Raw genomic sequence first — 17,730 nt, 5'->3', positions numbered from 1 at the left:
GGTGGGGCGCGAGGTGGCGCCTGACGCTCCACTGTCGTCGCCCGGCTCGACCGGGCGACCCGGTACGTCGCGGCCTCTCGATTCAATCATATCAGTCTCCGGGTGCTGGATCGGCCGAACAAATCGGGTGATCGCATGTGGCGCGCGCAACTCCGGCGCAATGCCCCGGCTTGGCTCCGGGGCATCCGTTACGTTGCGCTGTGAGGTGACGCGGAGCCTCTAGCTGCCGGGCGGCCGATACTTGCCCCGCAGTTCGCTCGCCATTTGCCGGACCTTGGTGATCTCATCCTGCGTCCACAGACGCGTGAGGTTCACATGGTGGATGGCGCCGGACGCCACCACGGTGCCGGATATTGCCGGTGCGGCACTGGGGTCGGGCACGTCGAAGATGACGAGCACGCCGGGCCCGTCGGCAGCCGTGCTGTACATCGAAATCAGCTTGCCGCCTGCAGCCTCGATCAGAGCCTTCGCCGCCTCGTAGCGATTCGTCTTGGGATTTTCCATGATGCTGTTGAGTGATTTTGGCGTGTACTGTCCTGTCATACAGAAATGCATGATGACTTCTCCTCTCGGGAGCGAGTGATGAATGAATGTATGCAGTCCATCCGGCGTGATGAAAAAGCGCCGGCGCAAAAGAGATCAATGAAGGATTGCGCGCCCTGCCGTGGGCAAATTGCCGCTAACGATATCTTGGGCCTTCGGCACTGCCCTATGGCGGCTGCATGGAACTCTACATCACTTGGCCATCGTGCGGAAGGGTGACGAAATGCCCCTTGAATGCGCCGGCAGACACTTGCGCGCCGCGCGCGCCGTCGCTGGGTACCGCTTCAATTCGAGCTGTCGATCAAGCTCTCCAGCAACCGCTTCAACTCGCTCGTCGACTTGTCGCCGTAGCTCTCCAGGATGTGCTCTTCCTGATCCACCGCGAGCGAGTTGAGCTTCTTGCACAGCACCTTTCCGCGATCGGAGATGAACATCAGCACCTTGCGACGATCGTTGGGGTCCTGCACGCGATAGACCAGCGTGTCGGAGACCATGCGGTCGATCATCTTGGTCAGCGTCGGATGGTTGAGCAGCACGGCGTCTGCAAGCTCGCCCATCGAATGGCCGTCGCCATCCGACAGCACTTTCAGGATGCGCCATTGCTCGACGGGAACTCCCTCCTTGCTCAACCGCAGTTCGAGCTGCCGGTTGATCTCGCGGTTGGCTTGCGCGAGCAGGTAGGCGAGGTGTTCGGTGATGGGAGCGTTCGATTTTGCCACGGCTAAGACTTCGTCTTGACCCAAATGAGTGAATGTCTTGCAATCAATGCTGCATCTATATGCACTTCAATTGTTGAATATTCAATATTTTCAAAATAGGATCATTGCCCAACAAAAGGGCGGATGCCGCGGCCGCCTGCTCAATGTGCTTTCAGGTCTGGTGCCAGACAGGAGTTGGCGTGCGCGCGACGGTAAATTTCCCGGCTCACGGCGGTCCGGCGTTGCCGCCGTCCTTGCTGTTCAGGAATCTGTCGTCATCGGCGGCTGATGGCTCGTTGTCGCCGAGCGATCACGCCTTTCTCCGGCGTCGTGGCACGAACAGGCTGCGTGTCGGCGGCTTCATTTGCTGCACGGGATCCCCGGGGGTCTGGGGCCCCTGCGCGACCTATAGCGCGCAGCTCGCGGTCGCCGAGATCAACAAGCGCGGCGGCATCCTCGGTCGCGAGATCGAATTTTCCGTCTACGACGCCGGCGGGCCGCTCGATGACGTGCTGAACCGTGCCGAGCAGGCCATCGCGTTCGACGAGGTCGATGTCATCGTGGGCCTGCACACCAGCGCGGTCCGGGTCGCCTTGCGCGACGTCACCACGCGGCATCGTATCCCCTACGTCTACACGCCGGTCTATGAAGGTGGCGAGCGCACGCCGGGCGTGATGGCGATCGGCGAGACGCCGCGCTGGCAGAGCCGACCGTCGATCCACTGGCTCGCCGACGTGAAGAAGGCGCAGCGCTGGTATCTGATCGGCAGCGATTACGTCTGGCCCTGGCAATCGCACCGCGCGGTGAAGAACTACATCAGGGAAACCGGCGGCCACGTCGTCGGCGAAGAGTTCGTTCCCCTCGGCGAGGATAATCACGAGCCGCATCTGGCGCGCATCCGCGCCGCGCGGCCTGATGTGGTGCTGATCTCGCTGATCGGCACTGACAGCAGCACCTTCAATCGCGCCTTCGGCGAATGCGGCTTGGGTGCCACCACGCTGCGATTTGCAGGCGCCATGGACGACACCGTCCTGCTCGGCATTGGGGCTGACAACAGCGAGAACATGTTCTGCGCCTCCGGCTATTTCACCGGCACCGGCGCCCGCGCCAACGACGACTTCCAGGGCCGCTATCGCGCGATGTTCGGACCGAATGCGCCGCCGATCGGCTCGGTCGGGCAATCCGGTTACGAGGGCATGCGCTTTCTCGAAGCGGTCGCCAACAAGGCCGGCTCTTTGGCGATGGGGCCGATGCTCGCAGCCGGCCGCAACATCGTCTACAGCGGCGCCCGCGGGCAGGTCACCGTCCGCAACGGGCGTGTGCGGATGCCGATGCATCTCGCCGAGGCCGATGGTCTCGACTTCAAGCTGATCAAGCCGATCTGACACGCGCGCGACAATCCGCGGAGGCCCGAACGCAAAATAATACTTGAAAAGGAAAATATTTCCGTTTTGAATGTTTCGGCGAGGCCGGTGGTGCGTCGTGCCGGGGCGGCAGCGCCCAATTTTCGTTTCAAGAAACTCCAGGAGAGCGCCGTGACAGTTGTCCTTCCCACGCCAGCCCAGCTTCGCGACGTCGCCGAGCAGTGCGGCCTCGCGCTGACCGACGCCGACGTCGCCTCGTTCCGCGGCCTGATGCAGGGTTCGATCGACGCCTACAACCTCGTCGGCGCGATGCCGGACGAGGTGCCGGAGGTGAAATATCCGCGCACGCCGGGTTACCGGCCGGCGGCGGAAGAAAATCCGCGCAACGCCTGGTACCGCAAGTCGACCGTGAAGGGTGCGGCCGGCGGCAAGCTCAAGGGCAAGACGGTCGCGCTGAAAGACAACATCATGCTGGCCGGCGTGCCCATGATGAACGGCTCGACCACGCTCGAAGGCTACGTCCCGGATTTCGACGCCACCATCGTCACGCGCATGCTCGATGCCGGCGCCGAGATCGCCGGCAAGGTGCATTGTGAATCGTTCTGCATGTCGGGCGGCAGCCACACCAACGCGGTCGGCGCCGTGCACAACCCCTACAAGATGGGTTATTCGGCCGGCGGCTCGTCCTCGGGATCAGGCGTCGTGGTCGCGCTCGGCGAAGTCGACATGGCGATCGGCGGCGACCAGGGCGGCTCGATCCGCATGCCGTCCTCGTTCTGCGGCACTTACGGCATGAAGCCGACCTGGGGTCTCGTTCCCTACACCGGCATCATGCCGATCGAGATATTCGTCGATCACACCGGCCCGATGACGGCGACCGTGGCCGACAACGCGTTGCTGCTCGAAGTGCTCGCCGGCGACGACGGTTACGATCCGCGCATCAAGGCCCCGAAGGTCGAGGAATACACCAAGGCGCTCGGCCAGGGCGTCAAGGGCATGAAGATCGGCATCTTGAAGGAAGGTTTCGAGCAGGCAACCGCCGAAGCCGCCGTCAACGAGAGCGTGCGCGAAGCCGCCAAGCGCTTCAAGGATCTCGGCGCCACCGTCGAGACCGTCTCGATCCCGATGCATCTCGTCGGCCCCGCGATCTGGACCCCGATCGGCACCGAGGGCATGACCCAGACCATGATGTATGGCGACGGCTATGGCCTCTCCCGCGCCGACCTCTACTCGACCACGCTGATGGACTTCCATCGCGGCTGGCGCCGGCAGGCGGACTCGCTGTCCGAGACCACGAAGCTGTTCCTGATGCTCGGTACCTACATCAACAACACTTTCGGTCCCCGCTATTACGGCAAGGCGCTCAACATCTCCCGGCGCCTGACCGCGGCCTACGACAAGGCGTTCAAGGACTACGATTTGCTGCTGCTGCCGACGACGCCGATGAAGGCGACGAAGCTGCCGGAGCCTACCGCCAGCCGCGAGGACTACGTCGCCCGCGCGCTCGAGATGATCTCCAACACCGCGCCGTTCGACATCACCCACCATCCGGCGATGTCGTTGCCCTGCGGCATGGTCGACGGTTTGCCCGTTGGCCTGATGCTGGTCGGCAGGATGTTCGAGGAATCCACGATCTACCGCGCCGCGCACGCCTTCGAGCAGATCGGCGACTGGAAGAAGATGTGAGCGGAGAATCAATGCAGACGGACGGAACAGCATCAGATGGCTAACGCGTTCGTCGCGGCGTTCGAAATCCTGAGCTTCGGCGCGATCATCGTCCTGATCGTGCTGGGGCTCGGGATCATCGCCAGCATGATGGGCATCTTCAACTTCGCGCAGGGCGAGTTCGTCCTGCTCGGGGCCTACATCACCTATCTCGCCTACGCCAACGGCCTGCCGATCTGGGCCGGCATGGTCGCCGCACCGTTCCTGGTCGGCGCGCTCGGCTTCGTGCTCGAGGCGCTGGTCATACGGCGCTTCTACGCTGCGCCGATCGTCGCCATGCTCGGCACCTACGCGCTCGGCCTGATCATCCGCGAAGCCGTGCGCGGCCTGATCGGCGGCTTCTATCTCACCGTGCCCGAGCCGATCGGCGGTTCGATCGACATCGGCACCATGCACATCTCGGCGTGGCGCTTCACCATCATCGTCATCACGCTGCTGGTGATGGCCGGCTGCTATCTCCTGCTGTCGCGCACGAGCTTTGGGCTGCGCATGCGCGCCACGCTGGAGAACCCGTCGCTGGCACGTGCATCGGGCATTTCCACGCCTCTGATGTACGGCGCCACCTTTGCCTTCGGATCGGCGCTCGCCGGCCTTGCCGGCGCGCTGATCGTGCCGGTGTTCAGCCTCTACGCCGATCTCGGTATCCGCTTCCTGATCCAGGGCTTCGTCGCCGTCATGGTCGGAGGCGTCGGCTCCTTCATCGGCCCGGTCGCTGGAGCCGGCGTGATCGGCACGCTCAGCGCTGCGCTACCGTGGATCATGGCGCCCGTGGTCGCCGATGTCCTGGTCTTCGTTCTCGCCATTGCCTTCATCAAATTCCGGCCGCAGGGCCTCATCGCTGGAAAAGGGGTTTAGTCATATGTTCGATCGCCAACTCTCGCGCCGCCGCTTTCTGTCCAATTTCGCCTTTGCGTCCGGCGCGGTCGCGACCGGCGTCGGCAGCTGGGTGATCCCGGCGCCGTGGGCCAACGCGGCCGAAGCCCCGATCAAGGTCGGCATCGCGACCGACCTCACCGGTCCAATCGCCTATGCCGGCAATGCCGACGCCAACGTCGCCAAGATGGTGATCAAGGAGATCAACGCCGCAGGCGGCCTGCTCGGCCGTCCGCTCGAGCTCTACATCGAGGACACCGCGTCGAATGAGTCCGTCGCGGTGGGCAACGTGCGAAAACTGATCCAGCGCGACAAGGTCGACATGGTGCTGGGCGGAATCACCTCGTCGATGCGCAACGCGATCAAGGACCCGATCGTGGCGCGCGGCAAGACCCTCTACATCTATCCGCAGCTCTACGAAGGCAAGGAGTGCACGCCCTATCTGTTCTGCACCGGACCGACGCCGGCGCAGCAGTGCGACGAGTTCATTCCCTGGCTGGTCAAGAACGGCGGCAAGAAGTTCGCGCTGCCGAGCGCCAACTACGTCTGGCCGCACACGCTCAACGTCTACGCCCGCAAGGTGATCGAAGCGAACGGCGGCGAGGTCGTGTTCGAGGAATACTATCCGCTCGACCAGATCGACTTCTCCTCGACCGTCAACCGCATCATTTCCAACAAGGTCGACGTCGTCTTCAACACCGTCATCCCACCGGGTGTCGGCCCGTTCTTCAAGCAGCTCTATGAAGCCGGCTTCCTCAAGAACGGCGGGCGTCTCGCCTGCGTCTACTATGACGAGAACACCCTCAACATCAACCAGGCCAACGAGATCGAGGGCCTCGCGAGCTGCCTCGATTATTTCAAGGTTCTGACCAAGGAGAACCCGTTCGACGCCAAGCTTCAGGCGGCCTATGAAAAGGATTTTCCGGGCAATTTCCTGTTCGCGGCCGGCAGCGCGGCGACCGGCACCTATCGCGGCCTCAAGCTGTGGGAAGCCGCCGTCAAGGAAGCCGGCAAGATCGACCGCGAATCGGTCGCGGCCGCGCTCGACCACGCCAAGATCGCCGAAGGTCCCGGGGGACCTGCCGAGATGGTGCCCGGCAAGCGGCACTGCAAGATGAAGATGTACACCGCGGTCGCCAAGGGCGGCAATTACGAGATCGTCGGACGCAGCGACGGTCTCGTCGATCCCAAGGAATGCTAGACTGGAATGCCGAAGTCGATGGGCGCAGTGAAACAGGCGATCCCCGCCGAGATCGGCGGGGAGACGGATGTCGAAATGGCCAGCAGCGGAGCGACGGCGCGAGCCGTCGCCGGACGAAAAATCCTGCCGATCGTGGAGGTCGTGGTGCTCGTCGCCGCGCTCGTCGCGCCGCTGGTGCTGCAGGACTATCTCACGGTGTTCGCAACGCGCGTGGTCATCCTCGCGCTGTTCGCGCTGTCGTTCGACCTCGTCTGGGGCTATGCCGGCATCATGAGCTTCGGTCAGGCCCTGTTCTTCGGCTCGGCCGGCTATGGCGTTGCGCTGCTGGCCCGCGACCTGGACATCACCAACATCTTCCTGGTGCTCCCTGCGGGCACGCTGATCGGCCTGACCTTCGCACTGTTGCTCGGCGGCTTCCTGCTGCTGGGCCGGCATCCCTCCAGCGTGATCTTCGTGTCGCTTGGTACGCTCACCGGTTCCTACGCTGCTGACCGTCTCGCACGCGGCTGGTATTATCTCGGCGGCCAGAACGGCATCCCCTCGATCTCCTCGATGACGCTGGGTGGCTACGAATTCTCGGAAGGGCCGGCGTTCTACTATCTCGTGCTCGGCATCCTCGTCGCCGTCTATCTGCTCTGCCGATTCCTTGTGCGCTCGCAGTTCGGCCTCGCGCTCGCGGGCCTGCGCGAGAACGAGCAGCGCATCGCCTTCTTCGGCTACAAGGCGCAGCACCTGAAAGCGATCATCTTCGCGATCGGCGGCGCCATCGCAGGTCTCGCCGGCAGCCTCTACGCCTTCCACGAAGGGTTCGTCTGGCCCAACATGGTCGGCGTCGTCGTCTCGACGCAGGTGGTGCTCTACGTGCTGTTCGGCGGCTCCGGCACGCTGATCGGCGCGGTCATCGGAACCGTCATCGTCGAGGGCGTCAGCTTCTGGCTCTCGGACAATTACCGCGACGTCTGGCCGATCATTCTCGGCTTGTTGCTGTTGCTGGTCATCCTGTTCCGGCCGCTCGGCCTGATCAGCTTTGTCCTCGGCGAGCGCGAGCGGGTCGGCAGTTTCGGTGCCAAACTCAAGGGGAAGCAGAATGCCGCTCCTTGAAGCCGCCGGCATCTCAAAGGTCTTCGGCAAGCTCACCGCGCTCGATGGCGCTGCGCTCACCGTCGGCGAGAACGAGTTTCACGGCCTGATCGGCCCGAACGGCTCCGGCAAGAGCACGCTGATGAAATGCATCGCCGGCGCGGAAGCGCCGACGCAGGGCAAGGTGAGCTTCGTCAACACCGACATCACCGCGTTCACGCCGACCGAGCGCGCCCGTGCCGGCATGAGCCTGAAATTCCAGATCACATCGGTGTTGCCGTCGCTGACGCTGTACGACAACATTCTGCTTGCTCTGCAGGCGCAGTCCTCGCTGCTCGACCTCGTGTTCTCGCGCACCCGCGGCGCGCTGCACCAGCAGGTCATGACCATGCTGACGCAATTCCGCTTGGCCGACCGCGCCTTCGATGCGGCGGCGGCGCTCTCGCACGGCCAGCAGCAATGGTTGGAGATCGCGATGGCGCTGGCGGGCAAGCCGAAGCTTCTGCTGCTCGACGAGCCGACCGGCGGCATGAGCCTTGAGGAGCGCCGCGTCACCGGCGAATTGCTGCAGCCGATCAAACAGCACTGCTCGCTCGTCATCGTCGAGCACGACCTCGATTTCATCCGCGACATCTGCGATCGCCTGACCGTGCTCGACCAGGGCAAGGTGCTGGCCTCAGGCACCGTGTCGGAGATCCAGGCCAACACATCCGTCCAGGAGATCTATCTGCGCCGTGCCTGAATTTTTGGACATCAAGCATCTCGACGCCGGCTATGGCCGCAGCCAGGTCCTGTTCGACGTCAACCTCGGCATCCCCTGGCGGGGCGGCGTTGCCGTGCTCGGGCGCAACGGTGCGGGCAAGACCACGCTGATGAAGACCATCGTCGGCGAATTGCCGGCGTGGAAGGGCGAGGTCGGCTTCGACGGCCGCGATATCAGCCGCAGGCGGCCGGAGGAGCGGGTGCGCGCCGGCATCGGCTACGTGCCGCAGGAGCATTCGGTGTTCGCGCGCCTGTCGGTGCGCGACAATCTCGCGGTCGGCTCGCTCTTCAACAAGGATTCCACCGCCGTCGACCGCGTGCTGGCCATTTTCCCGAAACTCGGCCAGCGCCTCGACCAGCCCGCCGGCACGCTCTCCGGCGGCGAGCGCAAGATGCTCGCCATCGGACGCGCCATGCTGGGCGACCCCAAACTGCTGCTGCTGGACGAGCCGACCGAAGGCGTCTGGATCGGTGTGATCGAGGAGATCACCGAACGCCTGATCGAGCTTGCCAGGAGCATCGCCGTCATCATCGTCGAGCAGCACCTCGATCTGGCACTGCGCGTCGCCGACTACGCGTACGTGCTCGATCGCGGCCGCGTCGCGCTGCAAGGCGCGGCGGGCGAGGTCAGGGGCAATCCGGAATTGATGCGGTATCTGGCGCCGTAGATTTAGGCGGGCGGAGGGGCGCCCGCCTACTTCAAGGCTCCAAACCGGCTGTCGAACGAATTCGACGACACCACCGGCGCGGCGCCCGCCATCTGTGCGTTCTCACCCGAACCATCGTTCACCGACGGCTTCAGCGCAGGCCGCGTTGCGGCGACCCTGGTCTCGGCGGGCTTTGCCGGCTCGGCGGGCTTGGCGGCAACTGCCGGCTTGTCCTTTGCGGCATCGTGATGGCCGGGCACGAAACGGGTTACCGCGGCCTTGAGCCTGGAGGCCGCGCTCGGCGGCGTGACGGCCGCCGGGGCCGGCGTCACCGACGCGGTCGCTTTTGGCGGCGGCGTGGTCGCCGTGGTGTCGGCGGTGCCGAAGCCCATCTTGCGGCCGAGGTTCGAGAAGAAGCCCGACTTCTCGGCGGGCGCGACCGACGCGACGCGGGTGTTGGTCGCGGGTGCGCTGACGGCGACGACCGGCTCTCCCTGCGGGGCAGCGGCCGTCGGCTCGAAGTTCGGCTTCGGCGGATTGACCGTACCGGGAATCGTGCCGGGAGCCTTCGACATCGCCAGCATCTGAATCGTGTTGCCTTCGGCGCCGTCCGACAGGCCGGTCGAGCCTTCCGGAATCTTGGACGCGAAGATCTTGTTCATGCCGCCATCGATGCCGGTGTTCATGCGCGCCACAGGCGTGCCCCTGGCGACGAGCTTGTTGTATTCGGCCTCGTCGCGCTGCTCCTTCTCGCGCACGGCGCTGGCGATCTCCTCGGGGATCACATAGGCCGGGCACTTGGCGGAGGCGTCGAACACGGGATCGCGCTTGGCGTCGGGCGCCTTGGCGGCGTCGAACACGTACTTTTTCTCGCAGAAGTCGACCTTCGGCTCCTGCCGCGTCACCTCGAAATGATCGTAGCCTTCCTTGATCATGCGCCAGAACGGCATGTTCGGATTGTTGCGGTGCTTGGCCATGTTCACCGGCGTCATCCGGAAAGGATAGGCCTGGAACTGGAACGCCTTCTGGCCGCCGAAGAAGGATTCGCGGCCCAGCGAATAGATCTCCGCGATCTGCTCGTCCGTCATCGCGTAGCAGCCGCGCGAGGAGCAATCGCCGTGCACCATGAGTTGCGAGCCGGTGCGACCGAGCGCGCGGTCGAACGCGTTGGGGAATCCGGTGTTGAACGAGAGGTAATAGGCCGACTGCGGATTCATCTGGCTCGGATTGATCGAGTAGAATCCTTCCGGCGCCTGCCGATCGCCTTCGCGCACCTTCGGACCGAGGTCGCCCGACCAGCGGCAGATCGGATAGGTCTTGAGCAGCGCGAACTGGCCGGAGCGGGTCTGCTTCCAGATCTCGAGCTCGGCCTCCTGCTTGAACAGGCGGATCAGGATCGGCGAATTGAGATCCATGTCCTTCTCGCCCATCGCGGCGACGAGTTTCGGCGGGACCGGCTGGTTGGCCTTGGCGTTGGTCGCCAGCGACACCTGATCGGTATCGCAGCCGGCAAGCACAATGCTGGCGGCAAGCGCAACCGAAGCCAAGAGCGCGCGAGCAAGCGAACGAGAATTCAAGATGGACCCCACAACGTGCCGGGCAAGGAGCGCAAACCCCAATTTCGAAGCATGGCCTGACCGGAACATCCGGACTTTCTCAGACCAAGCCCCAGCGCTTATGCCCTGAAGCCATTGATTAAAATTCTAACCTCCGCACCTTGGGGTCGCAACCCGACCGGGGATCACGAGCCCGTTGGCGAGGCGGCGTGGTCAACGAAGACTTAAACTGGGCCGGAACTTGGACTTGCAGCCAAACCAGTACTGAGATCGCCGATTTGGGCAAAAAAAGGGTTAATGCGGGGTTACCGGCCCGTCTTCTCCTCCCCCGCGCGGGGGAGGCCGGAAGGGGGCTCGCGCCTCATTGGGAATGTCGCGAGAGGAGAGACCCCGCCCCAACCCTCTCCGCGCAAGCGGGAGAGGGGGCGCACCGCGTCTGAGACACCAAAATCCGGGCGGATCAGCCCAGTTTTCGGCCGATATCGAGGAATTTCTGCCGGCGCTGCTTGCGGATGGCATCGCCGTCCATGCCGCGGAGCTCGTCAAAGGCCTTGGCGATGGCCTCCCCGGTGGTGGCGATCATGGCGGCGGGGTCGCGATGGGCTCCGCCGACCGGCTCCTTCAGGACGGTGTCGATCACCCCGAAGCGCAGCATGTCCTGGGCCGTGATCTTCATGTTGTTGGCGGCTTCCTGCGCCTTGCTGCCGTCGCGCCAGAGGATGGAGGAGGCCGCTTCCGGCGAGATCACGCTGTAGATCGCGTGCTCCAGCATCAACACCTTGTTGGCGGTGGTGATGGCGATCGCGCCGCCCGACATGCCCTCGCCGGTGATGATGGCGACGTTCGGCACCGTCAGCGCCATGCAGGCATCGGTCGAACGCGCGATGGCTTCAGCCTGGCCGCGCTCCTCGGCGCCGATGCCGGGATAGGCGCCGGCGGAATCGGCGAGCGACAGCACCGGCAGGCCGAACCGCTCGGCCATCTCCATCAGCCGCACGCATTTGCGGTAACCTTCCGGCCTTGCCATGCCAAAATTGTGCTTGATGCGGCTCTCGGTGGAATCGCCCTTTTCCTGGCCCATCACGCAGATGGCCTCGCCACGGAAACGGCCGAAGCCGGCGACCAGCGCCTCGTCCTCGCCGAACTTGCGGTCGCCGGCGAGCGGGGTGAATTCGGTGATCAGGCCCTTGATGAAGTCGTTGAAATGCGGCCGCTGCGGGTGCCGCGCGACCAGTGTCTTCTGCCACGGCGTCAGGTTTAGATAGAGGTCGGCCAGCGCCTGCGCGGCCTTGTCCTCGATCCGGCCGATCTCCTCGGCAATGTCGGTGCCGGAGGCAGCCAGCGTCCTGAGCTCGTCGACCTTGGAGTCGAGCTCGGCGACGGGCTTTTCGAAGTCGAGATAGCTGCGCATCTGGTCTGGCATCGTTTCAATATAGGGGGACGGGACTGGGAGGCGAAGCGAGGTTGGCTTCTTGATGAGAAGTGCAGCTTCTTCAAGGGCTTGACCTGTGCGCTCCCGAGAGCGCGCCAAATCACTGACAAGGCCACGGCTGTTTCTGCGGAGATGTGGCCGAAGTCAAGGCGGTTTCGCCCGCCGCGGAGCGGCGGCGGTTACTTCTCCGCCAGCGGGTGCAGGTCTCGTACCAGGCTCTTCAGCCGCTCTTCGACCACGTGGGTATAGATCTGGGTCGTCGAGATGTCGGTATGGCCGAGCAGGGTCTGGACGATGCGCAGGTCTGCCCCGTTGTGCAGAAGGTGGCTGGCGAAAGCGTGCCGCAGCACGTGCGGGGAGACCAGGCGCGCCTGAAGTCCCGAGGCGATCGCGAGCTCCTTGAGGTCTCGGGCAAAATGCTGCCGCGTCAGGTGCCCGCTCTCGCCGAAGGAGGGAAACAGCCATTTCGAGGCGGTGAGGCTGCCCTTCTTCTCACCTTTCGCGGCCTCCGTTGCTGCGAGATAATCCGCCATCGCCTGCCGCGAGGCTTCGTTGAGTGGCACCAGCCGTTCCTTGTCGCCCTTGCCGCGCACCACGATCATGCGGGCATCGCGTTTGGCCGCCGAGCGCGGCAGCGACACCAACTCGGAGACGCGCAGGCCCGTGGCGTAGAGCACCTCGAGCAGGCAATAGAGCCGCAAGGCCCGCAGCCGCTGCGAGGGCGATACGTCCGCCGCCTCGCTCATCTCTTTTGCGCGGCGGAGCATGCGATCGACGTCAGAGATCGACAGCACCTTTGGCAGGCCGCGGCCGCGCTTGGGGCCTGACAGGATCGCCGCGGGATCTTCGGTCTTGATGCGCTCGTTCAGCAGGAAGCGGAACAGGTGCCGCATTGCCGACAGCCGCCGCGCAACGCTGGAGGATTTGAAGCCGCGCGCATCGAGGTCGCCGAGATAGTCGCGCAGGACTTGCGTCTCGGCGTCTACAAAGCTGTGACCGACGCGGCCCAAAAACTCGGAGAAATCGGTGAGGTCGCGCCTGTAAGCATCGAGCGTATTGGCCCCGGCGCCCTGTTCCGCCGCCAGCATGTCGAGGAACAGGCCGGTGAGCTTGGCATCGGAGGGCTTGCTGGAGGATTTGGGCATGCCCTGGAGGCTAACTCCTATTTCTTGAGAAATTTATCCGGCGTGATCGTCAGCGTCATTTCTCGCGGCTTCGGATTGACGAAGTTGGCCAGCGCGAACACCACGCCGTAGACGATGCCGGCGATCACGGCGACGACCGTCAGGAAGCGGAACAGGCTGGGCATCGGGCAAGGTCTCGGCAAAGTCTCAGGATTGCAAATTAACCTATGAAATCATCCAACATGTTCGCCGTTTCGTGGCAAGAGTCCTCTGGCGAGGGCCCCAAGGGGGTCGTATAGGTGGCCCGGATGCCGCCTTTGTCGGCAGTTTGAGCGAGATCCAATCGAGCGACATGATGCCGGACGCCGTATTCCCAGCACAAGCGAGCCCTGAGGCCGACATCCTGTCGGCGCTCGGGACGCGTTCGATCGTGTTGGTCGGCATGATGGGCGTCGGCAAATCGACCATCGGCCGCCGCATGGCGGCCCGGCTCAAGCTGCCCTTCGTCGACGCCGACACTGAGATCGAGGCGGCGGCCGGCATGACCATACCGGAGATTTTCGAGCGCCATGGCGAGCCGCATTTCCGCGACGGCGAGGCGAGGGTGATCGCCCGCCTGCTCGAGGGAGGGCCGGTGGTGCTGGCGACCGGCGGCGGCGCCTTCATGCGCGAGGAGACGCGCAGCCGCATCGCGTCGAAGGCGATATCGATCTGGCTCAAGGCGGACCACGACGTCATCATGCGCCGTGTGCGGCGCCGCGCCGATCGGCCGCTGCTCCAGACCGCGGACCCCGAGGGAACCGTGACGCGCCTGCTCACCGAGCGCGAGCCGGTCTACAGCCATGCCGATCTCACCATCGCCTCGCGCGACGTGCCGCACGACAGAATCGTCGACGAGACCATCGAGACGCTGCACGCGCATCTCTGCGGCGAGCCGGCTGCCCAATCTCCTGCCGACATCGCGAGTGCCGTTCGATGACCGCGCCTCTGAAGCATTCCGATCCTGTCAACGTGGACGTCGCCCTCGGCGACCGCGCCTATGACATCGTCATCGGCCGCGGCGTGTTGTCCTCGCTCGGCGAGCGCGTCGCCGCGTTGCGCCCCGGCGTGCGCACGGCCATCGTCACCGACCGCACCGTCGCAAGATACTGGCTCGAGCCGACCGAGGCCTCGCTCGCGGCGGCCGGCGTTCCGACCTCGCGCGTCGTCGTCGAGGAAGGTGAGATCTCGAAGACCTATGCCGGCCTCGAAAAGGTCAGCGAAGCCCTGATCGCCGCCAAGATCGAGCGCAACGATCTTGTCATCGCGCTCGGTGGCGGCGTGGTCGGCGATCTCGCCGGCTTTGCCGCCGCGATTCTGCGCCGCGGCGTCGATTTCGTGCAGGTGCCGACCTCGCTGCTGGCGCAGGTCGATTCCTCGGTCGGCGGCAAGACCGGCATCAACTCGCCGCAGGGCAAGAATCTGCTCGGCGCCTTCCACCAGCCGGTGCTTGTGATCGCCGACACGGCCGTGCTCGACACGCTGTCGCCGCGGCAATTCCGCGCCGGCTATGCCGAGGTCGCCAAATACGGCGTGCTCGGCGACGAGGCCTTCTTCACCTGGCTTGAGAAGAATCACGCGGACATCTTCAAGGGCGGCCCGGGACGCGAGCATGCGATCGCGACCTCCTGCCGCGCCAAGGCGGGCGTCGTCTCGCGCGACGAGCGCGAGACCGGCGAGCGCGCGCTGCTCAATCTCGGCCACACCTTTGGTCATGCGCTGGAAGCCGCGACCGGTTTCTCCGACCGCCTGTTCCACGGTGAGGGCGTTGCCATCGGCATGACACTGGCGGCGCAGTTTTCCGCAAGCCTCGGCATGATCGGCGAGATTGAGGCGGCCCGCGTCGAGCGCCATCTGATCGAAGCCGGTCTGCCGACACGCTTGCAGGACATCGCGGGCTTTGCGCAGGAAGGCCTCGCCGATGCCGACACGCTGATGGCGCTGATGGCGCAGGACAAGAAGGTCAAGCGCGGCAAGCTCACCTTCATCCTGTTGGAGGCCGTGGGGCGTGCCGTCATCGCAAAGGATGTCGAGCCGACTCCGGTGCGCGATTTCCTGAAAGAGAAGCTCGCCCTCAAGGCGTGATTACGCGGCTGTACGGCTGTCGAGTGATTCATGGACTGGCTCGGATTCACAATCGTCATTCTCTGCCTACTCGTGTCGGGCTTCTTCGCGGCGAGCGAGACCGCGCTGACCGGCGCCTCGCGCGCCAGCATGCTGCGGCTGTCCAAGCAGGGTAATCGCGACGCCGACGTGGTCTCGCAGCTGCTCGACATGCGCGAGCGCCTGATCGGCGCGCTGCTGCTCGGCAACAACATCGCCAATATCAGCGCCTCCGCGCTGGCAACCTCCATCTTCACCGCATGGTTCGGCGATGTCGGCGTGCTCTATGCCACCGGCGTGATGACGGCGCTGGTCGTGATTTTTGCGGAAGTGCTGCCCAAGACCATCGCCATCAACGCGCCGGATCGCATGGCGCTCGCGGTCGCGCGCCCGATGCGGCTGACGATGTATGTGCTGGGGCCGCTGCTGCGGATCGTCGAGGTCATCGTCCGCCTGCTGATGCGCGGCTTCGGTCTTGCCGGCGAGCACCAGGCGATCCTGTCGCCGACCGAGCGCCTGCGCGGCGCGGTCGACCTGCTGCACCACGAGGGCAAGGTGGAGAAGCAGGACCGCGACATGCTCGGCGGCCTGCTCGATCTGCGCGAGCTCCAGGTCTCCGACGTCATGATCCATCGCACCGAGATGATGATGATCAACGCCGACATGCCACCGGACGATCTGGTCCGCGAGGTGCTGGCGACCGAATACACCCGCATCCCGCTCTGGCGCGAGAAGCCGGAAAACATCATCGGCGTGCTTCACGCCAAGGATCTGCTGCGCGCGATCCGCGCCTCCGACGGCGATACCTCGCGCATCGATGTCTCCACCATCGCGCTGCCGCCCTGGTTCGTGCCGGAGATGCGGCCGCTCGCCGAGCAGCTCAAGGCGTTCCGCCGCCGCAAGACCCATTTCGCGCTCGTCGTCGACGAATATGGCGAAGTCGAAGGTCTGGTGACGCTGGAAGACATTCTGGAAGAGATTGTCGGTGACATCTCCGACGAGCACGACGTGGTGGTCGCGGGCGTACGTGCCCAGCCCGACGGCTCCGTCGTGGTCGATGGCTCGGTGCCGATCCGCGACCTCAACCGTGCCATGGACTGGCGCCTGCCCGACGAAGAGGCAACCACGGTAGCCGGCCTCGTCATTCACGAAGCGCGCTCGATCCCCGATCGTGGCCAGAGCTTCACGTTCCACGGCTTCCGCTTCCGCGTCCTCCGCCGCGAACGCAACCGCATCACCGCGCTCCGTATTTCTCCGGTCCCGCGCGAGGCCGAGATGGAAGAGGCGAGGCCGAGACGGGCGGGGACGTCGTTCTGACCCCTCAGTCATTCCGGTGCGATGCGAAGCATCGAATCCGGAATCTCGAGATTCCCCGGTGCGCAATTGCGCAGCTGAGGTTCGGCTCTTCGAGCCGCCCCGGAATGACGGAGCTAATTTTCCCCCGGCGCCTGCGCGTGGATGGCCAGCGCATGCACGCTGCCGGAAAGTTCCGCGGCCAGCGCCGCATTTATCATGCGGTGACGGTCGACCCGGCTCTTCCCTTTGAAGGCCCGAGACACGATATAAACGCGGAAGTGCGTCTCGCCGCTCGGCCGATGGCCGGCGTGGCCCTCATGCAAATGTGACTCGTCGACGACTTGCAGGCTTTCCGGCGTGAAAGCTTCCTGCAACTTGTTGCTGATAGTGTCTTTCATAACCATGAGTGCCATTAAATCCTGCGATCGCGCTCCGTCAATTGCATAAGGCCGTCTCCGGCGGCCGTAGTTCAAGCGACGCCGAAGTGAAACTTCGGCTACGGGTAGTCAGCTAATTGCGATGTCAAGACTTGAAGGTTTTTGCATTGCGTAGTCAAAGTCAGCCATGCCGATCGATTCATCAAAGTTCTTCGACTCCATCCGTGTGAAGCCGCGGGGCAAGCAGCCCGAGGCGAAGCCGCGGGACACCGTGGTCGCCTGCGAGTGGGCCGGGTGCCAGAACAAGGGCGCGCATCGCGCGCCGAAGGGCCGTGATAACCAGCGCGAGTACTGGCACTTCTGCCTGGACCACGTGCGCGAGTACAACCAGAACTACAATTTCTTCTCAGGCATGAATGCCGACGCCGTTGCGCGCTATCAGAAGGACGCGCTGACCGGTCACCGCCCGACCTGGAAGATGGGCGCCAACGGCGGCAAGAAGGGTGCGGAAGCCGAGATCGACATGGCCTCCGATCCGTTCAGCATGTTCAGCGAGATCAACGGCCGCGCCAGTTGGCGGAAGGGTCCGGAGGCGGAGCCCAAGGCCGAAACGCGCAAGGTCATGAACGCCGAGCGCAAGGCGCTCCAGGTCATGGGCCTCGGTCCGAATTCCACGCTCGCCGACGTCAAGACCAAGTACAAGGCGCTGGTCAAGCAGCACCACCCCGATGCCAACGGCGGCGACCGCTCCACCGAAGACCGCCTGATCGAGATCATCAAGGCGTACAACTATTTGAAGACTGTGGTCCGGGAGGCCTGAGGGCTACGCGGCTCGCGTTCTTCCCTTCTCCCCTTGTGGGCCTGTTGCGTAATTCGCCAGTTGTGATTCCCTGCGGTTGAGCCTTTTGGG

General features: G+C 64.4%; 18 protein-coding genes. 11 read left to right on the top strand and 7 right to left on the bottom strand.

Features of this window, described 5'->3' with window-relative positions:
- Positions 1-219: 219 nt before the first annotated feature.
- On the bottom strand, positions 220-555 hold the full coding sequence (locus tag QY049_RS25470; protein WP_194479114.1) for a GYD domain-containing protein: 336 nt from the start codon (positions 553-555) through the stop codon (positions 220-222).
- A 272-nt stretch (positions 556-827) separates the two neighbouring features.
- Entirely contained in the window at positions 828-1,262 is a 435-nt protein-coding gene (locus tag QY049_RS25465; RefSeq protein ID WP_057747431.1) for a MarR family winged helix-turn-helix transcriptional regulator, read from the bottom strand.
- 179 nt (positions 1,263-1,441) lie between these two features.
- On the opposite strand from QY049_RS25465, the gene QY049_RS25460 reads away from it, so the two are divergent.
- The 7 genes from QY049_RS25460 (at position 1,442) to QY049_RS25430 (ending at position 8,914) form a co-directional block, all read left to right on the top strand.
- Positions 1,442-2,626, top strand: a complete 1,185-nt coding sequence (locus tag QY049_RS25460) for a substrate-binding domain-containing protein (RefSeq protein WP_194479115.1) — start codon at positions 1,442-1,444, stop codon at positions 2,624-2,626.
- Between the two features lie 150 nt (positions 2,627-2,776).
- The gene (locus tag QY049_RS25455; RefSeq protein ID WP_258764704.1) at positions 2,777-4,291 is read left to right on the top strand and encodes an amidase; all 1,515 of its coding nucleotides are present in this window, start codon (positions 2,777-2,779) and stop codon (positions 4,289-4,291) included.
- Between the two features lie 36 nt (positions 4,292-4,327).
- Positions 4,328-5,185, top strand: a complete 858-nt coding sequence (locus QY049_RS25450; RefSeq protein WP_258764705.1) for a branched-chain amino acid ABC transporter permease — start codon at positions 4,328-4,330, stop codon at positions 5,183-5,185.
- 4 nt (positions 5,186-5,189) lie between these two features.
- Positions 5,190-6,404 (top strand): substrate-binding protein, encoded by a 1,215-nt coding sequence (locus QY049_RS25445; RefSeq protein WP_258764707.1) that lies wholly within the window; start codon positions 5,190-5,192, stop codon positions 6,402-6,404.
- A 6-nt stretch (positions 6,405-6,410) separates the two neighbouring features.
- Complete coding sequence (locus QY049_RS25440) at positions 6,411-7,505, top strand: branched-chain amino acid ABC transporter permease (RefSeq protein WP_258764708.1); 1,095 nt, start codon at positions 6,411-6,413, stop codon at positions 7,503-7,505.
- Positions 7,492-8,226 (top strand): ABC transporter ATP-binding protein, encoded by a 735-nt coding sequence (locus QY049_RS25435; RefSeq protein WP_258764709.1) that lies wholly within the window; start codon positions 7,492-7,494, stop codon positions 8,224-8,226. Before QY049_RS25440 ends, QY049_RS25435 begins: the two co-directional genes overlap by 14 nt.
- Entirely contained in the window at positions 8,219-8,914 is a 696-nt protein-coding gene (locus QY049_RS25430) for an ABC transporter ATP-binding protein (protein ID WP_258764710.1), read from the top strand. Before QY049_RS25435 ends, QY049_RS25430 begins: the two co-directional genes overlap by 8 nt.
- A 26-nt stretch (positions 8,915-8,940) precedes the next feature.
- Here the strand turns inward: QY049_RS25430 and QY049_RS25425 are convergent, their stop codons facing one another.
- The 4 genes from QY049_RS25425 to QY049_RS25410 form a co-directional block, all read right to left on the bottom strand.
- Positions 8,941-10,470, bottom strand: a complete 1,530-nt coding sequence (locus QY049_RS25425) for a L,D-transpeptidase family protein (RefSeq protein WP_258764712.1) — start codon at positions 10,468-10,470, stop codon at positions 8,941-8,943.
- 439 nt (positions 10,471-10,909) lie between these two features.
- Positions 10,910-11,872, bottom strand: coding sequence for an acetyl-CoA carboxylase carboxyltransferase subunit alpha (locus QY049_RS25420; protein ID WP_258764713.1), 963 nt, complete (start codon positions 11,870-11,872; stop codon positions 10,910-10,912).
- Positions 11,873-12,060: 188 nt separating this feature from the next.
- Positions 12,061-13,026: a site-specific tyrosine recombinase XerD gene (xerD, locus tag QY049_RS25415; protein ID WP_258764714.1), complete on the bottom strand. Its 966-nt coding sequence runs from the start codon at positions 13,024-13,026 to the stop codon at positions 12,061-12,063.
- Between the two features lie 17 nt (positions 13,027-13,043).
- A complete protein-coding gene (locus tag QY049_RS25410) occupies positions 13,044-13,190 on the bottom strand; it encodes a histidine kinase (protein ID WP_194479125.1) in 147 nt (48 codons plus the stop codon).
- A gap of 170 nt (positions 13,191-13,360) precedes the next feature.
- Here QY049_RS25410 and QY049_RS25405 point away from each other — a divergent pair, with 170 nt between their 5' ends.
- Genes QY049_RS25405 through QY049_RS25395 form a run of 3 tightly spaced genes read left to right on the top strand, consistent with a single transcriptional unit; the run spans position 13,361 to position 16,464 of the window.
- The gene (locus QY049_RS25405; protein ID WP_194482569.1) at positions 13,361-13,984 is read left to right on the top strand and encodes a shikimate kinase; all 624 of its coding nucleotides are present in this window, start codon (positions 13,361-13,363) and stop codon (positions 13,982-13,984) included.
- Entirely contained in the window at positions 13,981-15,129 is a 1,149-nt protein-coding gene (gene aroB / locus QY049_RS25400) for a 3-dehydroquinate synthase (protein WP_258764716.1), read from the top strand. Before QY049_RS25405 ends, aroB begins: the two co-directional genes overlap by 4 nt.
- A gap of 30 nt (positions 15,130-15,159) precedes the next feature.
- Positions 15,160-16,464 carry an HlyC/CorC family transporter gene (locus tag QY049_RS25395; protein WP_194479127.1) on the top strand — a complete coding sequence of 435 codons (1,305 nt, stop codon included), beginning with the start codon at positions 15,160-15,162 and terminating at the stop codon, positions 16,462-16,464.
- A gap of 113 nt (positions 16,465-16,577) precedes the next feature.
- On the opposite strand, the gene QY049_RS25390 is transcribed toward QY049_RS25395, so the two are convergent.
- Positions 16,578-16,856, bottom strand: a complete 279-nt coding sequence (locus QY049_RS25390; RefSeq protein WP_194479128.1) for a BolA family transcriptional regulator — start codon at positions 16,854-16,856, stop codon at positions 16,578-16,580.
- A gap of 151 nt (positions 16,857-17,007) precedes the next feature.
- Between QY049_RS25390 and QY049_RS25385 the strand changes: the two genes are divergently transcribed.
- On the top strand, positions 17,008-17,640 hold the full coding sequence (locus QY049_RS25385) for a J domain-containing protein (RefSeq protein ID WP_194479129.1): 633 nt from the start codon (positions 17,008-17,010) through the stop codon (positions 17,638-17,640).
- Positions 17,641-17,730: the final 90 nt, after the last annotated feature.

Source organism: Bradyrhizobium sp. WYCCWR 13022 (assembly GCF_030435535.1).
Taxonomy (GTDB): domain Bacteria; phylum Pseudomonadota; class Alphaproteobacteria; order Rhizobiales; family Xanthobacteraceae; genus Bradyrhizobium.
Note: the sequence above shows the minus strand (reverse complement) of the source record. Positions and strands in the feature narration are given on the sequence as shown.